At 67.9% G+C, this 21,155-nt stretch carries 15 protein-coding genes and 1 pseudogene; 9 read left to right on the top strand and 7 right to left on the bottom strand.

Translation table 11 applies throughout. The features are described from left to right. Window positions 1–238 precede the first annotated feature (238 nt). On the top strand, window positions 239–481 hold the full coding sequence (locus ABEA77_RS24900; protein ID WP_345651840.1) for a DUF397 domain-containing protein: 243 nt from the start codon (window positions 239–241) through the stop codon (window positions 479–481). A gap of 88 nt (window positions 482–569) precedes the next feature. Then, window positions 570–1,478: a helix-turn-helix domain-containing protein gene (locus ABEA77_RS24895; protein ID WP_345651788.1), complete on the top strand. Its 909-nt coding sequence runs from the start codon at window positions 570–572 to the stop codon at window positions 1,476–1,478. 2 nt (window positions 1,479–1,480) lie between these two features. On the opposite strand, the gene ABEA77_RS24890 is transcribed toward ABEA77_RS24895, so the two are convergent. The 4 genes from ABEA77_RS24890 to ABEA77_RS24875 all read right to left on the bottom strand — a co-directional run bounded on the left by ABEA77_RS24890 (window position 1,481) and on the right by ABEA77_RS24875 (window position 4,255). Next, window positions 1,481–2,263, bottom strand: a complete 783-nt coding sequence (locus tag ABEA77_RS24890) for an SAM-dependent methyltransferase (RefSeq protein WP_345651785.1) — start codon at window positions 2,261–2,263, stop codon at window positions 1,481–1,483. A 464-nt stretch (window positions 2,264–2,727) separates the two neighbouring features. Then, window positions 2,728–2,871, bottom strand: coding sequence for a hypothetical protein (locus tag ABEA77_RS24885; protein WP_164991926.1), 144 nt, complete (start codon window positions 2,869–2,871; stop codon window positions 2,728–2,730). 131 nt (window positions 2,872–3,002) lie between these two features. Next, window positions 3,003–3,404 carry a hypothetical protein gene (locus ABEA77_RS24880; protein ID WP_185393903.1) on the bottom strand — a complete coding sequence of 134 codons (402 nt, stop codon included), beginning with the start codon at window positions 3,402–3,404 and terminating at the stop codon, window positions 3,003–3,005. Then, complete coding sequence (locus ABEA77_RS24875) at window positions 3,401–4,255, bottom strand: IS5 family transposase (protein ID WP_345651776.1); 855 nt, start codon at window positions 4,253–4,255, stop codon at window positions 3,401–3,403. Before ABEA77_RS24875 ends, ABEA77_RS24880 begins: the two co-directional genes overlap by 4 nt. A gap of 1,597 nt (window positions 4,256–5,852) precedes the next feature. Between ABEA77_RS24875 and ABEA77_RS24870 the strand changes: the two genes are divergently transcribed. Next, on the top strand, window positions 5,853–7,127 hold the full coding sequence (locus ABEA77_RS24870) for a protein kinase domain-containing protein (RefSeq protein WP_345651773.1): 1,275 nt from the start codon (window positions 5,853–5,855) through the stop codon (window positions 7,125–7,127). Between the two features lie 437 nt (window positions 7,128–7,564). Here the strand turns inward: ABEA77_RS24870 and ABEA77_RS24865 are convergent, their stop codons facing one another. Both ABEA77_RS24865 and ABEA77_RS24860 read right to left on the bottom strand, forming a co-directional pair. Further along, the gene (locus ABEA77_RS24865; RefSeq protein ID WP_345651770.1) at window positions 7,565–8,134 is read right to left on the bottom strand and encodes a hypothetical protein; all 570 of its coding nucleotides are present in this window, start codon (window positions 8,132–8,134) and stop codon (window positions 7,565–7,567) included. Window positions 8,135–8,395: 261 nt separating this feature from the next. Next, window positions 8,396–9,316, bottom strand: a complete 921-nt coding sequence (locus tag ABEA77_RS24860; protein WP_345651767.1) for a hypothetical protein — start codon at window positions 9,314–9,316, stop codon at window positions 8,396–8,398. Window positions 9,317–10,202: 886 nt separating this feature from the next. Between ABEA77_RS24860 and ABEA77_RS24855 the strand changes: the two genes are divergently transcribed. After that, complete coding sequence (locus tag ABEA77_RS24855; RefSeq protein ID WP_345651764.1) at window positions 10,203–11,585, top strand: hypothetical protein; 1,383 nt, start codon at window positions 10,203–10,205, stop codon at window positions 11,583–11,585. 119 nt (window positions 11,586–11,704) lie between these two features. Continuing rightward, a complete protein-coding gene (locus ABEA77_RS24850) occupies window positions 11,705–13,759 on the top strand; it encodes an outer membrane protein assembly factor BamB family protein (RefSeq protein WP_345651762.1) in 2,055 nt (684 codons plus the stop codon). Between the two features lie 194 nt (window positions 13,760–13,953). Here the strand turns inward: ABEA77_RS24850 and ABEA77_RS24845 are convergent. Then, window positions 13,954–14,130: pseudogene (locus ABEA77_RS24845) on the bottom strand (HNH endonuclease); the annotation flags it as partial. Between the two features lie 455 nt (window positions 14,131–14,585). Here ABEA77_RS24845 and ABEA77_RS24840 point away from each other — a divergent pair. The 4 genes from ABEA77_RS24840 (at window position 14,586) to ABEA77_RS24825 (ending at window position 20,432) form a co-directional block, all read left to right on the top strand. Further along, window positions 14,586–15,605 (top strand): peptidoglycan DD-metalloendopeptidase family protein, encoded by a 1,020-nt coding sequence (locus ABEA77_RS24840; protein ID WP_345651760.1) that lies wholly within the window; start codon window positions 14,586–14,588, stop codon window positions 15,603–15,605. Window positions 15,606–17,702: 2,097 nt separating this feature from the next. Further along, window positions 17,703–18,272, top strand: a complete 570-nt coding sequence (locus tag ABEA77_RS24835) for an ATP/GTP-binding protein (RefSeq protein WP_345651757.1) — start codon at window positions 17,703–17,705, stop codon at window positions 18,270–18,272. Window positions 18,273–18,468: 196 nt separating this feature from the next. Beyond that, on the top strand, window positions 18,469–19,851 hold the full coding sequence (locus ABEA77_RS24830) for an acyltransferase (protein ID WP_345651754.1): 1,383 nt from the start codon (window positions 18,469–18,471) through the stop codon (window positions 19,849–19,851). Further along, window positions 19,848–20,432: a hypothetical protein gene (locus ABEA77_RS24825; RefSeq protein ID WP_345651751.1), complete on the top strand. Its 585-nt coding sequence runs from the start codon at window positions 19,848–19,850 to the stop codon at window positions 20,430–20,432. The genes ABEA77_RS24830 and ABEA77_RS24825 overlap by 4 nt, the downstream gene beginning before the upstream one ends. The last annotated feature ends 723 nt before the right edge of the window (window positions 20,433–21,155 follow it).

Below are 21,155 nucleotides of genomic sequence, written 5' to 3'. Positions count from 1 at the left end.
GCACACGCAACCACCGGCCGATGCGTGATGATTAATGTTTTTTCGTTTCTTCTGTCATTTCAAGTTGGGGGAACATCCTTTCAGGGGACGCGGGCGATGTGATGGGGGCGCTAGCATCATCGAATCCCCGCCATGCAATTGCATGGAGCCTGTTGTGCAGTGACGCTATTTCGCGTCGTTCCCGTGCGCGACAAGGGTGGGGAGTCCAGTTCCCTGATCGGATGAGGTGGTCGTGTTCATGTCTTTTTCCGTGTACGTCAACGGTGTGTCGGCGAGCTCCATCGAGGATGCCGGTTGGTTCAAAAGTTCGGCAAGCGACCCGGACAACAGTTGCGTCGAAGTCGCAGCGCTCAGCACCGGTGAGGTCGCCATGAGGAACTCCCGCTTTCCCGAAGGGCCTGCCCTGGTCTACACCCGTGCCGAGATCGAGGCGTTCCTCAAGGGGGCCAAGGCGGGAGAGTTCGACTCCTTGACCGTCTGAAAACCGTTGCCCAAGGATTGCCGAACGGGTCATGGCCCGTGCACTCTGAGGCGCCGACCCTTGTAAAGGCGGCAGCCGAGGAGCCAGGGTGCTAGAACCGATCAACAGGCGGGCCGACGACGACGCCACCGCCCCGCCGCCATCCGCTGTTGCCGCGGGGCGGGTCGTCGGCGCCCACCTGCGCCGTCTGCGCGTCGAGAACGGCTACCTTCTCAAGGACGTCGCCCCAATCATCAACGCCTCACTGGCCAAAATGAGCCGACTTGAGAGGGGCATGCACCCCCCGCGCGAACAGGACGTGGCAGCTCTTCTCAAGTTCTACGACGTCCCGGAGACGGAGAGAGCCTCCATCAAGGAACTCGTCCGGCAGTCCCAGTCCTACGACTGGTGGTACCAGTTCAGTGACGTGGTGTCCGGGTGGCTGGAGCGACTCATCAGCATGGAGAGCGCCGCCACCGAGATCCGCACCTACGAGATGCACTACGTCCCTGGCCTGCTGCAGACCCCCGCATACGCGCGGGCTGTCGTCTCGAGCGCCTTCCCTAAACGCTCCACTCTCGAAGTGGAACAGCGTGTGAGTCTGAGGCTGGAGCGGCAGAGGATTCTTCAGAAGAGTTCATCGCCCGCCTATGCCGCCCTCATCGACGAAGCGCTCCTCAATCGCGCTATCGGCAGCAACGCAATCTTTCGGGAGCAACTCCAGCACCTTTACGACCTGTCCGCCGACAAGCACAACAGGATCAACGTACGCGTCATCCCCTTCACGGCTGCGATGAAGGGCGGAGCGCCCAACGCGTCCATCACGTACATACGGTGCAGCAGGGCCGGCGAGGACGAGATCGTATATTTGGAGCAACTGCACGGAGGACAGTACGTCACCGGAGACAAAGTGGAGGCGTACCGGCAGACGCTGCTCAATCTCGCGGACGCGGCTGAGAGCCGCATCGAAAGCCTAAAGATCCTCCAAGACTATATCGACAAACTCGCTGACCCGTAGTATCACGGAACTCGAGCCACGCCCCCATAAGCGACCCATTCCCAGGAAGTCTGCCGGGGCGTGGCATAACCGTCAGGCCACCACCGAGAGACTTCACCGATTTCACCCACCGGTTCCAGTCCGTCGAAGAACCGCTCCACCTCGTCGAAGCTGCGCACCTCGCCCCACCGGTCCTCCAGGCCGCACAGGTAGTCGTTGAGCCTGCCGCGCACCTGCTCGTTCTCGCTCGCCATCTGGCAGATGACGACGTAGCTGCCGGACGGCAGCCGGCTGACGACGTCGTGGACCAGCGCCCACGGGTTGTCTTCGCGGGTGAGACAGTGCAGGACTGAGACGAACAGTGCGGCCACCGGCTCATCACGGAAGATGAGACGAGCTACCTCCGCGCTGCCCCAGATGTCGGCGGTCCTGCGGATGTCCTGGTCTAAGAACGCCGTCTGGTCGTTCTCGTCCAGCAGCAGCCGGCCCTGCGCGACGACCATGGGGTCGTTGTCGATGTAGAGGACCCGGGCGTCTCTGTTCGCCGCCTGAGCCACCTGATGCACGTTGTCCTGGGCCGGGAGCCCGGCTCCGTGGTCGATGAACTGCCGGATCCCGAGGTCTGCCGCCAGGTGGTGTACGGCCCGCTTGAGGAAGTGGCGGTTTATCTGACAGATTTCCCGGGTGCTCGGTGCCGCGGCGAGAAGATTGCGACAGGCTTCGCGGTCGACTGAGAAATTATCGTTTCCGCCTAGGAAAAAGTTGTACATGCGGGCGATGCTGGGCTTACTGACATCAATTGTCATCTCTTTCTCTCCCCGTCGACGCGCACGTCGAACCCCAGAACCCGCTTGTGAAGTGACCTCATGTTAGGGCCCACCCACCGGCCGGACTACCCCGCCCGGTGGCGGTCCACCCCTTTCGGGGGGTGCTGGGCGAGCCGGCGAACTGTTGTCCCTTCCGGAAGGGAGAGCGCCCGAGAGTCTTCGCCCCATCGGCTGCCGGCGGATGCGAGGGCGCTCCGCCAAGTTTCCGGCCGAAGCGGCACGGGAACCTACGTCCGGTCCGCAGCGCGGCGGCTGGAGAGGTGTCTTTGAAGGGGGGCGGGTCCGGCGCGAAGCGCAGAGGTAAGAGTGATGAGGCCGCAGGGGACGCGGCAGTGCCCCGCGCCGTTCGGGCGCGGGGCACTGGTCCGGCAGTTGTTCTCCTCAGATCCGGTGCGGGCGCCGGGGACCGCACAAGGGGACGCTGTCAGTGCGAACCGACCTGTCTAGGTGCGCACCCGCTCGTAGGCGAGGTAGGAACCGTCCGTCAGTACGGCTCCCGCCAGGACGAGTGCGATGGTGCCGGCCGGGATGAGGCCCGAGGTGACGCCGCCGATGACGGCGATGGAGAGCGCGCTCCGCGCCTGCACGACGAGACGCAGTGAGCTCCTCGTTCCGCTCGTGGCCGCCGGGCGCCGGGTGTTATCGTCTGCGAATACCGACACAATCTGCGGAATGTGTCGGTGACTGTGTTGTGTCAAGAGAACTCCTTGAGAGGGCGTTAAGTCCGTTTCTGGTAGCGGCCTCGTCCGGGCTGGGTGAGGAAGCCTTGGCGGAGGAGACGTCCGAGGCGGGCGCGGGTGACGTTGACGGATGCCTCGTCGGTGGGCAGGTCGAGGAGTTCGTGCAGCTCACGAGCACGGAAAGGCTGGTCGGGGTGTTGGTTGAAGGCGTTCACGATGGCCTGGTAGGCGGTGTTCGTCTCCGGCGGTTCGCTTTCGCTTCCTGCGGCCGGCGCGAGCTCGGTGATGACCTTCCGGGCAGTGGTCAAGTCCGCGAGCCGCGCTTCGGTCTCGGCCAGAGCGGCGGTCAACTGCGCGATGTGAGCGCGTAGTTCATCGGACCTGGCTGCGGTTTCATCGTGCTGGGCCTGCAGGTCGGCGAGGAGCTCGGTGGTGTTCATGTGGCCAGCTCGAGGGCGTCGCGCCAGGTGGGGGCTGGTTCGGTGAGGCGGCGGGTCATGTTCGCGATCGATGCCCAGTAGACCCGCGAGGCCGACGTGTCGGGCCGGTGGTCGTACTCACGGGCCAGCCGGCGGTGCAGCATCAACGTGCCGTTGACCTGCTCCACGATCCACCGCTTCGGCTGTGGGACGAAGCCTTTGCCCTGATCGGCCGGGTTACGGCGGACGACCTCGACGTCGATGTCCAACAGGGCACCGTGAATGAGGACTTCGTCCTTGAAGCCCTGATCCACCAGGACCTTCTCCAGACGGTTGCCGCACCGCTCGGCCACCTGGTCGAGGAGGGCGGTGCCGGCGGCGTTGTCGTGAACGGAGGCAGCCAGCACCACGACGCCGATGATCAGGCCGAGAACGTCAACGGCCAGCCCTCGCTTGCGGCCCGACACCTTCTTGTTGGCGTCCAGCCCCGTCGTGGCCTTCGGGACACCCGCGGCCGCGCGGACCGACTGGGTGTCGACGATCACGAGGGACGGGTCCTCTAATCGCTTCGCCCCTTCCCGTACCTGGCAGCGCAAGAGTTCCTGGATGCGCTGGTCAAGCCCGTCCTGGCGCCACAGGCCGAAGTAGTAGAACACCGCCGACCAGGACGGCAGATCATGCGGGAGGTAACGCCATTGGCAGCCCGTCCGGTTCTGATAGAAGATCGCGTTCACGACCTCCCGCAGGTCACAGGAGCCCGGATCTCCGGTCGCCGACCGCTTCACCCGGCCCTGCTTCCAGGCTGTGATCATCGGCTCGATTAACGCCCACTGCTCGTCCGTTAAGTCGCTCGGGTACGGATCTCTCTTCACGCCCGCATCTCAGCATGGACATGCCGACTAGATGTGGCGTGCGACGATCAGTCCCACGATCGAGCGATCACGAACCGAGGAAGATCGGACTTAACGCCCTCTGAGTGCCCCCAATTTCACTCACGCCGGGTCATGACACGCAGCTTGATCTGGCTGTAGGCGGCCGTCATCAGCGATCTGGCCGACCCTGACCCGTGGGCCGTGCGTCACCGGAGACCCGAGGGTCACCTACGACCGTGACACCCACCACGAGGTAGCCGTGCCTGCCGACCCCGGTGAGGTCTCCGTGCACCTGGTCCCTGACCCTCCTACCGAGCCGTGGGCGGTGGGAGGGATGGGAGCCGGAGCGCAGTCGGAGCCCGGCCGGTGAGGAAGGTGCCCTGGCGGACGGGCCGCCCGCCGTCGCTTGCGGCACTCCACAGCCGCAGCACACCGGGAGACGGCAGGCTGTAGCGGCCCGTGACCCGGCTGATCAGTGACGAGTCAGCTCCCTGGCCGGCGGCATGCTTCGTAGGATCCCGTTATCGCAGCTCTCCCTGACGCTCTTTCCTGCTTCCCAACCAGGCGAACTGACCGCGTACAGCTCAAACTGCAGGTCGACGTTGTCCTCGATCCTCGCCGGCTTCGCCGCCCGCGCGGCGGACCTGACCTCACTTGACCCCGCGGCCCCGTTCTCTCCCGCTCCCGCCGCCTCGGACTTGCCGCCGCCCAGTCCCACCCCGACCAGTATGGCCACTCACCTCGACGTCCCCGCTGACCACATCGACCTCACCGGCCGCAAACTCGGCACCTTCATCACTCCGTTGGCCCCTGGCTCGCCGAACAACGCCACCAAGAACACCGTCGACCCCGCCGACGCCGTTGCCTCACCGCCCTCGCCGCGGACTGGCGCCTCCCGACGGCCCGGACTGGCACCGCAAATACCACCTGTTCCACGCCCATCTCAGCCCCGGCACCGTTGCGGCAGTCCTCACCAGCGACATCCTCCTGGCCGGCGTGAAGATTGGCTCCTGGCTGGTCCACTACCTCACCTCCAGGCCGCCCCAGGCCCCGGCCAGCAGCACCTGACGGCCGCACTTGCCCTCACCCCGATACCACCTCGCTCAGCCCGCGCGCTGTACGCGCCGCTCTTTCGAGGAGGCCGTCCAGCTCCTGGAACTCTTCCTCCACCATGAAGGCCGCGTCCCCGTTTCACGGGAGGAGATCGACGGCGACACCGTCCGGCTCGGGCGCCTGGCTCGCCAAAGCCCGCACCAGACACCGCGACGGCCAACCCCCGAGGCTCAGGCCCGCCTGGGCGCCACGCTTTCGACGGCGACCGGACGACCGAGGGCGCCGTCGCGGCCGTCGTGGCGTAGGCCCGAATCTTCGGGCTGTCCGGTTCCCAGCACTGCGGTCGCGAGACCAGAACCCGGTCAAGGGAGATCGAATCTGGGCCTTTCCCCTTCTCATGAAGCGGTCAGGGTCTAGCGTTTCCACCATGTCAGGAAGAGCCCCCCAGTCTCGCCCGCGCCGCCAACAGGGCCCTGGACCGCACGACTTCAATCTCCCGCGGTGGCGGGACCATGGAGCACTCGTTCCGGGCCCGAAGTTCTTCGTGCGCAAGGCGGCCGAGGTGAGCAGCGGCCGTGCCGGCATCGTCAAGCACCTCCCCTCCAACGTCAGTGGGGCACGGCGCCAGCGCTTCCACCAGGAAGCGCTCTACATGCACCAGATGAACGGCACCCCTGGCATCCTCCCTGTCTGGGACATCGACGATGCCCATGGCAACAAGCCTTGCTGGTATGCCATGCCCCGTGCCCAGCTGCTGGAGAAGGCGTTCGACAACACCTCGACCGTGCTGGACGTCGTCGCCTCCGTCGCCACTGTGGCCCAGACGCTTGCCGCGCTGGCCAAGGACGGCACGTACCACCGGGACATCAAGCCTGCCAACCTCTTTTGGTACCACCACGCGCCGGTGCTGGCCGACTTCGGGATTGCGGCCTTCGCCAAGAGCCCCGCCGGCCTGACCCGGGCGGGGGAGAGGATCGGGCCCGCCAACTTCATGGCCCCTGAGATGCGCAGCGCCGACAGCCGCGACCGAGGTGAGCGGGCCGACGTCTACGCCCTCGCCAAGACCTTCTTCGTCCTTGCCCATCAGAGCCGGGGCCCCTACCCGCCGGACGGGACGCACCGCGTCGACTCTGAGGAATTCAGCCTGTGGGCCCTCGGCGGCGGCAACGCCACACTCGCCCTGGGGCACATTCTGGAGGCTGCGACCCAGTTCCAGGCCCGTGACCGGCTGGCCATGGCCGACTTCCACGCCGAACTGCGCGCCTGGCTCGACCGCCACGCCTCCGATGCAGCCCGCTTCACACCCCTAAAGGGCCCCCGGCGCATCGGCAGAGGATGGGGCCCGGACCTTCCGGACCGTCACCGCCGCGATGTCGAAGCCACCCGGGCCATGATGCTGCCCTGCATCCGCCGCATCGCCGAGGCACTGACCGGCGACGCGAGCGCCTGGAGCGAAGGTATCGATCACGAGAGCGGCGATTCCACCCTCGGAGACTACAACTGGACCCCCAACAGCGAGGACGGCTTCGTCCCCGACGGAGGAGCCCTTTGGATGGCCACCGGGCTCCACCAAGGACGGCGCATTGTCCTGGAGGCCGTCCTGGACCAGGACGTCTGCTTCCTCGTAGAAGCCCAGCGCAGCGGTCCCCCCTGGACCCTGGAACAGCAGTGGGGACACACTCCCTGGCATCGGCCACGGATGCCACGGGCCTTCGACCAGCTAAAGCACCTGACCGATGAGGCCGTCACCTGGCTCACCCAGTCCGTGCCGGGCGCCCGGGCCGCTACGGATCCCGAACCCACCGCTGCTCCTGCCTGACCGACAGCGCGGGGCAGCCGCCCCCCCCGGACCGGCCCGGACGTCACCGGGCCCGTCCCGCGGCCGACGAGGCCGTGCAACGGTGCCTTGCAGAAGGGAGCATCGCACGAACTACTGCACCTCGGCGCCCGAAGTACACGCACGCCTGGGTGCCCCGCGTTTCGACGGCGACGCGACGGCTGAGAACACCGCCCCGGCCGCTGTTGCTGGAGGACTTTCCGCCTCGCCCGCCCCTGTTTTCCCCCGCACAGCGGCCAGGCTGCGCTGTTTAACGGGCAGCAGTCGACTGGACGGCCGTATACGCCGCCCCGGTCGATGAGTCCGGTTCCCAATCCACCGGTGGGGACGCTGCGCGGCCCGCCGGCGAAATCGGCCAGCTCCGGCTGATCGTTCGTGATGATCTGCAGGACGCTGTCGGCTAGCTGCGGGTGGGCGGTCTAGAGGCAGACGCTCAGGGTCTCGTGTGCGTCGCAGACCGTAGAGCCGTCACCAAGGTCGCGGCCGTCCGAGTCCTTGGCGAGCGACCACGCCCAGTTGCCCCGGTAGAAGGTGTACTCCTCCTCGGCGGTGTGGAGCGTGATGCCGTACCCGAAGCCGTCCTCGGGGTCCTCGAACGCACCGACCTTGTGGCACCGGTTCGGCGTCACAAAGTCGGTGTGCTGCTCGGCGACGGCCACCGCCGTCGCGTGGACGTCAGCTGGAATGGGGGGAGAGGGCGGTGCGGCGTCCAGCGCGCACGGTGCCGGGCGCGTGATGGACGACCAGGGCCCGAACCTGCTGGGACACCGACTGGAGTGCCGCCAGGGGCGTCTCACCGCGCTCGGCGATCCGTCCGGCCGCGCGCCCGAGCTCCTGCAGGGCCTCTGCTTGGTGTCCAGCTGGACGAAGAGGCCCACTGCGGCGGTCGCGGCGTCCTGCGGAGTGTAGAGCGACCACGGGCTCGACAGTGCCGTCACCACCGGCCGGGTGGCTTCCTCTGCCGCGCCGACCATCTCCGGCGAGTTCACCGGGTCGTGCATTCCGTGCTCGACCCGGTGGACAGACCTCCTCGACCAGGTCGTTGGGTTTGCGCAGGCCCCGCCGGTACACCTCGTGCCACCAAGGGGCGTCGGTGATGTCAGCCTCTGGGGCCTCGTTGACGAACATCCCCGGATCCTCCCAGAACCCGGCCGGGGGAGAGTTACCCAGTGGGCTACGCCGCGGCCTGCGAGGACGGCATGCTGTGACCCGACGCCGCGCTCCCGTCGGGCTGATCTCCTTAGCCTTACTCACTCGAAGGCCTTGGCGTTCAGTTCAGCCATGCGCAGCTCGTAGGCCTTGTCGGCGGTGCGGCCCCAGCGGCCGTTGCCGTAGCGGACGGCGATCCCCGTGGCCGGGTCGAGGAAGTCCACGGTGCAGCTGTCGTGCTCGTGGTCGCACCGGCAGGTGCAACGCTTGTGGGTGACCTGCCAGCCCGCCCCCGTGGGGCCGTCACCGAGGAGCCGGATCAGCTCAGGGCAGGGCGGCCCGTCGGTGGCCTCCATCCGGTAGCCACCGTCCGAACTCCAGGCGTCGGTGGAGTTCACCGCCCCGGGGCCGGCCGTTGCCCGGATCCGGCGCAACAGAGGCGAGAAGACCGGGCCGGGCGGGAAGGGCCAGCCGGAGTCAGCGTTGTAAGCGGCCCGTTCGTCCCGGGTCCATTCGGGGTGCGACTGGAGAAGGTAGCCGTCGTAGTCGCGGTGCATCCGGTCGGTGATGCGGTCCCACCAGCGTGCGGGGAACCCGGTGAGGGTGATCCGGGTGGGCATGCCCGGCCGGTAAAGATGGATGCCGCCGTGGCCGCGGTGGTACCGGAGGCCGGGGACGCCCGAGATGAGGTCGCGGGGATCGCCGGAGGGTTCGCCGGAGGAGCGGGGGAGGAGAAGGTCCGCCCAGCACATGACCACATATGGCGTGTCGGTCACCCTGATGGTGAGCCGGTCAATCTCTGGGCGCAGGCGGACGATACCGAGCGGGTGCGCGGACAGGCCGCCAACCGCGCGGAGCCCCAGGAAGATCTCCGCCTCCAGCCGCGCCTGCTCCTCACGGCGGGCGGCCGGGATGAGGAGCACGCTGTCGTCGTCCGGGAGGAGCGGGGCGAGGGCCTGGTGCAACTCACCAGTGCTGCGGCGCCGGTCGGCGGTACGGTCCAGGGACTTCGGTGTACGCATCGCGGTCTCTCCACGCCGAACCGGCCCCGTACGGCCGGCGGTCAGGGCGACGGCTCAAGACGATGATGAAACGGATGAGAGCGGGCTTCTGGCCGGTCCTGGGCGAGGGATCAACGGGGCTGCTCCCTCGCGCGGCCGGGCACCCGCGGGCCCAGGACCGATGAAACGCCTCGGGCAGGGGGTTGGTCAAACCACCACGCCGCAGCTACTGCCAGCGGGCATCTGCGGCCGCTACGAAGTGGGCGCGGGGTCCTCCGTGGCGAGCGGTCGTCCAGCAGCTGACCTGGCCCATACGCCCCTGTCCGGGCAGAAGGCGCCTTCGGCGTTGCTGGCCTCTTGCTTGCGGCATCGGCGCAGTTCGCGTTAGGCCTGGGCGCGGGTGCATTCGCGGGAGTGGTACTTGACACCGGTGGTGCGGTGTTGGCGGTATGCGACGCGGCCGCGTTGACGGACGATGAGCTTCGTCATCGCAGTGTCAGTGGAATACGGGGGCTGACCAGGCGGTAGGGGCTGATGCCCTGTGCAGAATTCTTGTGATACTGGTGACGAACCGCCCGGACATACTCGCGCAGACCGGTATGCCGCGGTCGGGAATTAGTACAGGTCAGGGCGTTGCGGGGAAGCGACTTTGAGGCTGGCTCGCGAGTTCAGGCGGCCCCAACGTGGAGGAGGTACCGCGACAGCAGTCCAGGTGCTCCACGGCTGCCCTTGTTCTCCCGCGCTCGGGCCGGGTGTCCCCGCGACAAGGGGCCCCATGTCGGTCGACGCGTCACCTCACCCTCCAGCGGACCAGGACAAGCCTGGACCTGTCCCAGCCTGCCCACAGCGGCCCCTGCGCCTGGTCTGCGCCGATGCTCTGTCATACCTGGCGCGTAGCCTGCCGGGTATGAGTCTTGCCTCGATCCGGCCCGCGGCAGAACTGCCCGGCGATCCGTCCCGACTCCACTTCTTCTACAGCCACGGACACCCGGCCCAGCCGTGGGACTACGAGGACACCTTGGAGTGCTGGCGCGTCCAGGTCACCTACGGACTGTCCACCGACGACGAGTGGGACGACGAGCTGGCCGAAGACGCAGACGGTGACGGCGCGCCCGCAGCCTCGGCACCGGAGCCGGGTAGCGAGATCGGCGAGATCATCCTGTACCGGCTGCGCACCTACACCGGGAATAACCGATGGGCAGTAGCCGACGCCCACTCCGGCGACCTGGAGACCATCGCCAGCGCCGTTCTCGCCGACAACGGCCACGACTACAACGACGCCTTCGACGAGACTATCGAGTCGTTCGGCGACCTCCTCATCTTGGACCGCGTCCGCCTCGACAAGACGTGGCGCGGCTTCGGGCTAGGCCCGTACTGCGCCGCCGAGGCCATCCGCCGCCTGTCCGGCGGATGCTGCGCCGTCGCCGCCTACCCGGGCATGTCCGAGTACCCCGACAACCGGGACGAGGCGACCGAGGCATACCGCGACGAAGCCACGAGGAAGATCACCGCCCTGTGGGAGACCATCGGGTTCCACCGTTTCCAGCACGGGGTCTGGCTGCTGGACACCGCACTCATGGAGCCTGGCGAGCGGCTCGAGGAACGCCGTGCCGACCTGGAAGCACTGTCGGCGGCCTACCAGACCCACCGCCTCGCATCCGCTGATACCTCACCAGATCCCGTGCCGGCCACCGCCGCGCAGGCGACCCCACCTGCAGCTGCTCCGCATCCTGCACCCGACCCGGCCACCCGCCAGGACACGCCTGCGCCCGCGGACGGACTGTCTGGCGCTGCCACGCTCACCGACCTACGCGTAAGCTGCACCGGCACCGGCTGGAGCAGCAACGACCGCACGATCGCCATGGCAGCAGCAGAGCGGGCCACGAGCGACACCGATCTGCGCGAACTCGCCGCCCAGATCAAGGGCGTTCACTTCGGACTGCACACGGCGTGGACCGACGCGGTCACCTTCCCGGCCCGCCGCTTCACCGCCCGTCCCTTCCTGGACGACCCCGCGGCACTGGGGCCACTGGCCGACGTCTGGGTCTATGGCTCTAACCTCACCGGCCGCGGCCGGGGGCGTTCCCACGGTGTCGGCGATGTCTGCCAGCACGCGAGGCCGCTTGGCAAGTACACCGAGCGGATGACGCTGGGCGAGCTGGTGAGCCTTGGCAGCTTCTGGGAGTGGAACGGTACGGCCTGCTCCTTCTGCGGGGGGTGGTCCGGACAGCGCCTCACCCACGCCCAGCACGCCCATTACCTCGGCGTCACAGCAGAGCATCGGCGTTGACATCCGGCTGATTCCTGCCACGGGCCCGGCCTACCTCTCCCAGGGCCCCGCGCGATGCCGGACTCGGTGCCCACGTGGCTCGGTATGCTGCCTGAACTTCGCAACGCACAGGTGAGGCAATGAGCGGCAGGACAACGATCCGGGGAGCCACCCCTTACTCGACCGGTGGCGGGGGGACCGTGCTGGAGCACCTGCACGGGGCCGTGCTGCTGTCTCACCTGCTCACCGAGACCCCGGTACCGGTCCTGGGCGACCACATCACGCCGACCGACATCCGCTTCCAGGCGAAGGCCGTCGACGACGTAGACGACATTCATGTCACCGGACTCGCCCCCAGCGGGGCGCGGCACAGCCTTTCGATCGGCGTACGCCGCCGCCCCAAGCTCACCGCCGCCGACAGCGACTCTGTCCGCCTCGTCAGCTCCTACCTGACCACGGTCGCGGCCCGCTGGCCCCTGCTCCAAAGCCGCCGTTGGAGCCTCGCACTCGCCGTCGCCTCCGCCAGCGTCCCCGCACACCAGCTCGCCGAACTGGCCCTCGCCGCGGCCGCCGCGGGCAGCAACCCGCACTTCCGCGCCCGCATGAGCGAACCCGGACGCCCCAGCCGAGCCGTCCTGGGACGCCTGGACCAGCTCGACGCCCTGGTCGCCGCAGCCCTCCAGCAGGGTGTGCCCGACGGCGGCGCCAGCCATGCGGAGGCGACGTGGCGCCTGCTTTCCCGACTGTCCCTGGTGGAACTGCGCCTGGAAGGAACGCAGAAGGAAGACCGCTCCCACGCGGTCGGCCGCCTGCAGCACCTGACACCGTCCGGGACCGCCGCCGAAGGCGACGCCCTCTTCTCCAGGCTGGTCGAAAAAGCAGGCACATACGCGCCCGCCGGCGCCACAGTGACCCGGCAGACGCTCCTCGCCGACCTCCAGGGCCTCCCCAGCCTCCGCGACGACATCACCCCCGTCCACGAGCCCGCCGACACCGTCGCGACGGCCTCGAGCAAGCCTTCTAAGGCCGGCGCCTCGCGACGCCGTCCTGCGGCACACCCCCGGCCGCCACGTGAACTATGGCTGCCGAAACAGCGCCTGCTACCCCAAGCCGAACAGCCCCAGGTCTGCGAGGGCACCGTTGTCGTCCGCCACGGCTACCAGATGTCCGCCTTCGACGCACTGACCGGCACCACCCTGTGGACCAAGCACACCGCGTACCGCGGACGCCCCGTCATTGGTGGGGGAGCGGTCTACATCGCGGACAAGGACCGGTACCCGCTCCCGCGCGACCTGCGGACCGGCAACAAGAAGTCACTGCTGCCCGGACAGATCGTCGACGGGCTCGCCGTCTACGACCGCGGCACCCTGTACGCCCCCGACACCCGCGGCCGCCTCCACGCAACCGACACCGCCTCCAGAACCCGCCTGTGGACAACATCGACCGACAACCTGGTCACCGCGCCCGTCCAGATAGCCGGCAGCACGCTCGTCGCCGTCCTCGAAGCAGCTGCGCAGCCGCCCGTCACCGGGCCCGGCCAGGTGCTAGCCCTGGACACCGACACCGGCACGCCACGCTGGCCGCGACCAGTCACCATGCCCAGCATCGAGCAGTGGACGGCCACGGAGCAGGCCATCTACCTCGTACATCACGCAGCCGCCGGATACCGCCTCACTGCACTCGACACCGGCAGCGGCATCCCACGCTGGGATCACTCTCTGTCCGACGCACTGGTCACCGCGCCCGTCGCGGCGGGCGACACGGTCTACATCACCGCCCAAGACGGCACCGTCCAGGCGATCGACGCCGCCACGGGCACTAGGAACTGGACCGTGCGTGTCGGCACGCGCGTCACGGCGCCGCCCGTCATCGCCCAGGACCGGGTTTTCGTCGCCAGCCACACCCCTGGACGCATCACCGCTCTTCACACGCGGACCGGCGAACCAGCCTGGCCGAAGGCCGGCTCCGGCAAAGGGGCATTCGTCAGCACGCCCTACCCGGTGGGCGACATGGTCTGGGCTGCCGACCGGACCGGCCAACTGCACGCTTGGAACATCGATACCGGCAAACCGCTGTCGGTACGGTACCAAGACGCGCTATGGGACGCCGATCTCCAAGGGACCCCAACGGTCACCGACGGGGTCTTGTACTTCGTCACGCGGGGCGGTGACCTTCGAGCTCTCTGCCTCACCTGACGCTGCCCGGACGTCCCAGGCCGGCAGGTAGTGTGGGATCAGAAGCGCTTGAGGTTTCCTCGCAGATGGTCATGGCCTGACGGGCCAGCAGCCGTTCGGCGATGCCGAGGACGGCCTTGAAGGCTTCGATGTCGTGATGGCCAGTGATACGGGCCGGTAGTTCGAACAGGGCCCACCCGGGTGTGGGCGGGTGACGGCGACCAGGGGGCGTCGGAGTCCCGAGCTTCGGCCAGGGGCACCGTGTGGTCGATGTCCAGGCTGCGAGCCCCGTCGACGGTGGCCTCGTCGTAGTACGAGAACCAGGTGCCGCCGGTGATGGCGCACCGGGGCCCGACCTCGGGCGCGGTGACGGCCTCGGCGGGCACGACTTCCTGCGGCAACACCTCGGGGCACTCTCCTGCGCCTCGACGGCCTCTGCGGTGCGAACGGTCAGGGGGAGGGCGTCGGCCAGGATGACGGGGCGGCTGTACGCATCAAGGTGATCTTCACGGGGATACCAACGACCCCGCAGCCAGCTCGTCACGCCCGGTGCGCCCGTCGATGCCGACGGCTGTTGGGGAGCGATGTCGTTCGTGTTTGCGCCGGGTCGGCGCCGAGATTCAGCAGACGAAGCAGGCCCGCACCCAACAGATCCAGGACGCCGCCGGGCCCAGGGCACGGCGGTACTGGCCACCCGTGGGGCGGCAGTACCCAGCGGCCGATCCCCCGGCCGGGACCGGTGCCGGCCCGATAACCCGGCGGTGCAGAGGAGTCCCCAGCCGGGCCGTCGGGAGCTACGCTCCTCTACGCGCGTCGACCATGCGAACTACCAAATAAGGAAAGGTACATGATGAGACGTCAGGTCATGCGAAGGGGCTTCCGGCCGGCAAGATTCGCCGCGGTCCGAGCCGCGTCCGGGCTCGTCACCGTGGCCGTGCTGGCCACGGGCGGCGTGGCGCTGGCTGGGGGGACGGCGGCGGCCGAGCAGGGCGCCATGATCGTTCCCGCCAGCGGCACCATCACCGGGTCGCCCAACGGCTACTGCCGCTCCGGAAACTCGCACGACGGTTTCGACATCGCCGGCCCGACCGGCGCCTCGGTGAAGGCATCCGCAGACGGGACCGTCCGGCAGTCGGACAGGGCGGCCAGCCCGGGCAACCGGGTGGTCATCGACCACGCGGGCGGCTGGGAGACCAGGTACCTGCACCTGAACTCGCGCGCTGTCTCCACCGGCCAGAAAGTCAAGAAGGGCCAGGTGATCGGCACCATCGGCAGCACCGGACATTCCACCGGGCCACACCTGCACTTCCAGGTCGAGCGCAATGACGTGGTGATACGCGACTCTTCGCTCCTGAACAACTTCCGCTGCGGATCGGCCGTGTCGCAGGGCAAGACCATCTCCTACTCGTTCCCCGGCCTGCCGGGCGGGGGCGGTGTGGTGGACGCGTACCCGAAGCTGCGTGAGGGCGACCGCGGCGATGCGGTGAAGAGCTTGCAGACACACCTGGTCACGGCCGGGCACAGTGTGGAGAAGGACGGAGTCTTCGGCGCGAAGACGCTCGCGGCGGTGAAGGCGTTCCAGAAGAAGATCGGCACGGGGGTCGACGGGGTGGTGGGCCCGAAGACGTGGGGCGCCCTGCTCACCGCACCGGCCAAGGGCACCAAGCTACGCGAGGGGTCGATCGGCACGGAGGTCGAGTACCTGCAGCGCGGCCTCAACGCCACCCTGGGCAGGTCGCTCGATGTCGACGGCAAGCTGGGCGCCGCCAGCAAGGCCGCAGTCATCGCTTACCAGAAGTCGCGCGGTCTCGCCGCGGACGGCGTGGTCGGCCCGACCACCTGGTCGGCGCTCAAATCTGGCAAATAGGTCGGCGCATCGGCCAGGGCGCCCGGCGAGCCGCCCCCGGCTGCTGTGGGCAACCGTGTCCCCCTCCAGCCGCCGGGTCGTCCCCACGGGGCCGAACCGGCGGCTGCAAGCATTTCCCGCTTTCAGGTGGTCACGGAGTTCACTCTCGACCACGCCCGGATCGAGGGTGGCACTGGCCAGCCGCGCGGGTTCGCCACCGTCAGGCTCGCCTTTGCAGACGGCTCCTGGCTGGAGCTGGGCAGCTGGGCGACCCGGAAGACGCTGATCACTTACTGCGCACGGTCAGTGTCTGACCAACGCGTCGGCTGCTCAGCGCGCTCCTCCCACGCCTCCGCATCGCTGGTCCGACCCGCGCGTCGAGGAGCAGCTGGCGGAGCAGGTGCGGGGTAGGACGACACCTACCGGGTCGCCGCAGCAGGCCCGGGGCGTGTGCCACGGCGAATGCGCCACCATCCCCCAGGCGCACCGCGACGGGATTGGGGACCAGCTCAGCACGCTCGGCCTGCTCCCTCAACGCCATCGTGCTTTGGAGGACGCGGGACAACAGTGCAGCCGTTCGTACGTGGCCCCGTGCAACTCCTCGAAGGCTCCGAGAGCCGCCCGCGCTACCCGGGTCGCGCGGGCGGCCGCCGAGAAGTAACTGTCCACGTCGCCGACCAGGCCCGGGAGGCGTCGGTCGGCTCGCCAGCGGCCGCCGGATGTACGCCGCCTGCTCGCCTCGCCGAATACGCGCGAGCAGTGCTGGTACCCGGCGAGCTTCCCCTTGTTCGTCCAGGTGACGCAGTGTGGCCTGCACGGCAGCTCCCGTTTGGCCGTTCAGACGCAACATTGGAGGGCCACCACCGCTACGGTGGCCCGCCGAGTCGGACGGCCACCGCGGCAGTCTCATCGGCTGGTAGACAGATCGGCCTCGGTCATGAAGCCAGCGTAAAAGGTTGTTCCTTATCGTCTATGCAGGTTCTGGTGATTGGCTGCTGCTGTCAGGGTTGGTGGGTGGTAGTGCTCCTGGTGGCGGGGCGGGTGGTGGTTGGGGGGTAGTGGCGAGGGCTTTGGCGTGCAGGTAGTTGTTGATGGCTTGGATTTTATTTCTGGATCGTTTATCTGGTCGAGAGTGGCTGCGAATTTTTCGTCGACGAGTGTCCCTTTCCGTTGTCGTGAATGTTCGAGGATCAGGCTGGTGAGGGGGACGGCGAGGTATGCCGCCATGACGATCACTCCGATGGCCCACCAGGGTGCACCACCCAGGGCGCCGGCGAGGACGGCGGGGAGTCCGGCCAGAAGGCCGGTGACGGAGGACGAGTTCATCGCGTGGATGCCCTTCCAGCACGTGACGGCTGGGCCGCCTCATGCCTGAACGAGCCGTGCGGGGACGGCTGGGACGAGGAGAGGCGGCACAGGTGTGCCGTGGCGTGAGGGCATGCCGAGGGCCGGCGTCGCCGTAGGGCGGGCCGGTGGTGTTTTACGGCAGGCCTGTCAGACCCCGGGAAGACCAGTTCTTTGGTCTCGTGGGGTGCTTTCGATGTTTCGTGTGGCGGATTCTGCGGAAAAGGTTCTTCCGGCTTTTTGGGCAGGCTCCAGCTATGTAGCGCAGCTAACAAAAAGGCTGCAAATGAAACCCTTAAGCCGGTTCATTAACCTTTTCCGTTCCGCCTTTCTTTGCTCGTTGGCCTCCGTGCAACCTAGTGCGGGCACGTCGGACCTTCCCATCAGTATCACTCATCGCAGCGCCGAGCAGGGGCTGTTCGGCCCGATCGGTGCCGAAGTTTCGACCGAGGCTGGTTGGACGAGCGACTGTGGGGCCGGCACAGGCTTGGAGACATGCTGACGAGGTCCGCTGGTGGTGAGGCTTTGTTGGTGAGGGTGTAGGAGCGGCCAGCCGCGTTGCTGGGTCTGGAGCCATTAGCAGGTCGGGGGCCCGGCGGGGGGCCGGAGGTGGGACGGCCTCGACCCAGGCATCGCCTGTCGGTTCAGGTGAGTCCTCATGGGCAAGTCGGTCCCCGGCGGCGGCATCTCTCTCCGCGTAAGCGGGGGAGAGGCCTGGTCACCTGGCGTGCAGGGGTGGATAGGGTGGCGTGGTCGTGATCAGAGGGGGCGCGGATGTTCGAGTCCTCGCGTGTCAGCGTCGTATGGCGCGCTGACGGCGCTGACGACGTCGTCACCATCGACCCGGAGATCCTGGCCCGCCAGGCGGTCGACTCGATGACGCTGCGCCCGCCCAAGGTGGCCTCGCCCCGGTCTGAGGGGACGTACGTGGTCGGGATGCCGATGTGGTTGTGGGTGGAGCGGGGCCAATCCCGGATGGGTCCGGTGTCGGCGTCCGCGTCGGCCGGGTCGGTGACGGTGACCGCAACGGCCCGCGTGGAGCGCCTCGTCTGGGACATGAGCGACGGCATCACGGTCACTTGCCACGGCCCCGGCCCCCGGTACGCCGCCGATCATGGCAAGGCGATGTACCCGGACTGCGGGCACCGGTACGAGCGGCCCGGCGAGCACCAGGTGACCGTGACCGTCCACTGGGACCGTGGAGTGGATGGCGACGGGCGGCGACGGCGGCACCCTCGCGGAGACCCGCACGACCGAGCTGGTGAGGAGCTGCGAGAGGCGCAGGTCCTCGACACCCCTGACCCAACACCGTCGTGCCGCTTAGGCCGCCGCCCGTGCCAATGACGAGGCACGGCACAGCGCCTGACGGCCCCTCTGGCGAGCGCCCGGATCGAGAGGGTGCGCTCCGTTAGGCCCGTACGCGGCGACTGTGCCGCTCCCACCGCCGAGCTGACGTGCGGGGGCGGGGGTGATGGAGACAAGAAAGCGACATGCATGCATTCTTCATGCGAATAATGCATGCGCAGGCTAGAGTGTACCCATGACCATGAGTACCGAGGAGACCTTGCGCCTCACTGTCGCCGCCCTCATGCAGCTCACCCGCCAGCGACAGCCCGACGTAGCCGCCGCCATCGGCCTTACACAGCCTCAGCTCAGCCGCCGTCAGTCCGGCAAATCCGCCTGGACCCTGACCGACTGTGACCGGCTCGCCGCCCACTGGGGCATGCCCACCCTCGACCTCCTGGCCGGCCCCACCCACGCCGCAGGCTGCTTGCCCGCCACCCGCCGCCCCACCGTCGACACCCAGACCGTCATGCCCCTGGCACCACCGCCCCCCGCGCCACCGGCGCCCCGCCGTGCGGCCCCCACTGCCACCCCCGCACCGGCCGAGACCGCCCCCGCGCCCGCCCCGGCCGCCGCCGCGCCCAGCTCGGCGCCACGCACCCCCCGCCGTGCTGCCCCGGCCGGGCCGCTGCCCGACCTCATCCGCGACCGCGTCGCCGCCGCCCTCACCGAGGCGAGGGGCGACGCCGACGCCGCACAGGCCGCGCTGATCAAGCGCGCCGTCCCCGACGTGATGGAACTGTTCGCCGCCTCCCGCGTCGGCGGCCGGTACGAGCACAGCGAGTTCCCTCCCACCGCCGACATCCTTCAGAAGCGCCGTCAGAAAGGGTCCGATGCGGTCTGGGAGGGCCGGCCGAAGTGGCGCTCGGCCGACCTGCACCGCGCCGCCCGCGCAGGCCACATCACCGTGGACGTGACCGCCCTGGACATGAACGCGGCGTACCTGGCGGCGTTGAAGACCTGGCTGCCGATCGGGAAGCTGACGCACTCCGCGCACTCCGAGGGCGACCACCACGACCCGAAGCGGTCCGGCGTGCACCTGGTCGACCCGGGCGAGTGGACCACCCCGGACCTGCCCTCCCCGCTGGGGTCGCGACAGGAGCCAGGTCCCCTCTGGATCACCGAACCCACCCTTAGGGCCCTGATTCGGTGCGCCGAAATGGGCCTCTGCACCCCGCCGAAGATCATGGAGTCATGGACTTCCGGAGCCTCCGAAGGGCTTCTGGAGAAGATGCGTCGCGCCCTTGTCACGGTCAGGGATGAGGCAATCGCTAATAACGACGAAGTGACCACGGAATACGTCAAGTCGATGTATTCTAAGTTCGTCTCCACCATTGGTGAGAGCGCAGCGAACCGGGAAATCCGGCGGCCGGACTGGATGCACATCATCCGCAGTCAGGCATTTGTGAACCTGTGGCTGAAAGCACACAAGGCGCATAAGGCTGGTCTCACCGTCGTGCAGATGAGTGGTACCGACGAACTGCACGTGTCCGGCAACTGGCGGGAGGTCTTTCCCGAGGGCCGCGGACTCAGTCAGGTAAAGGCGAAGAACATTTACACGCTGGGAGGGAATGAGTGAGCGGCGCAAGCGACCTGTGGACAGACTTCGGCAAGTACCACGCACAGGGCCGGAAAGGCGCACAGGCACTCGGGGAGGAGATCGAACGCATCGCCCGCGAGGGCGGCATCGCCTCACCCGTGACCAGCTCGCGCGGCCTGTGCGCACGCCTGCGCTACCTCGACAGCCCAGCCGGCCACCGCGCCCTCGCCGAGCAGGGCGTCTCCGACCGCCTGCGCCGTGCCTGGGCTACCGGACGCGCTCCCAGCCGGGCCAAGCTGGCGGCGGTCGACGCCGCGTACTGGGAGCGGCGTCGGGCGAACCTGATCCGGTCGGGAGCACTCAAGCGGCTCCTCGACAACGAGGGCCGGGGCCGGCGTATCGAAATCCACCCGGTCGACCAGTCAGCGGTGCCGGAAAAGCGGAAGCGCGTCATCTCTCAGAGGACGGTCACCGCCCGCTACATCTGGGATGATGCGGTTAACGCATGGGCATCAGGAGACCTGGCTACTCTTGATGAGATCTGGGATGACGTGATCTCAGACCTCGACTCCGAATATGCGGCTTACGCATACGTCGGGTCCATCGGCATCAACGCATAGCGCGACGAAATGGGAGTGGACCGGCATTTCTGCCGGGCCACTCCCATTTCGTGACGGCGATGCACTTCAGGAGTGGAGAAATTCGAGGAATGAACCCAACTGAACAGCAGAATTGCTCTCCTCGCGGGGCTGAGGGAAGACGTGGACCGCTGGTTCGCCTGTCTTTCTGCGCAGCGGTGGGGAGTCTGCTAACAGCTGCGTTTATGGGGTGGATGTGGGGAACCATAGCCTCATACCCGGTCATCGTTCTGGCGGATATTCCGAAGGAGGCCGCAAATGTAACGCGCTTGCTGATCGAGAAGCAGATAGAGGGCTTCAAGCCCTAACTCTCATACCTGTGGTGTAGACCAATCTGGCGGGCCTCTGAGGCTGTTGTACTGACGAAGCATCAGTCACCGCCTTCTTGTCACCGGGGTCCGGATGGATGCATACTGTAAGGAACCCCCAGGCACCGGGAGGGCCCGGGGTGGCCGGCCTAAAGCTCATCGAGCACCAAGACCATCACACCACCCCTCAGAAACCCCCTACGACCAGCGATTTCACCAGAAACCGCACCTCCCCACCTCGTAGCCAGCCCAGGGACGGCCGGAGGCCGGCCCCGGGCCGAAGGCCCGGAGTGGTCACCGAAGGTGACCACTCGCCGAGGGCCGTAGGCCCGGTCCGCCGAAGGCGGACGGCATCGGTTGGCGTTCCGTAGGAACGCGCGTCGTGTCTCCGGAGGAG

Origin of the sequence: Streptomyces tremellae (assembly GCF_039540215.1) — a bacterium.
Taxonomy (GTDB): Bacteria; Actinomycetota; Actinomycetes; order Streptomycetales; family Streptomycetaceae; genus Streptomyces; species Streptomyces tremellae.
Note: the sequence above shows the minus strand (reverse complement) of the source record. Positions and strands in the feature narration are given on the sequence as shown.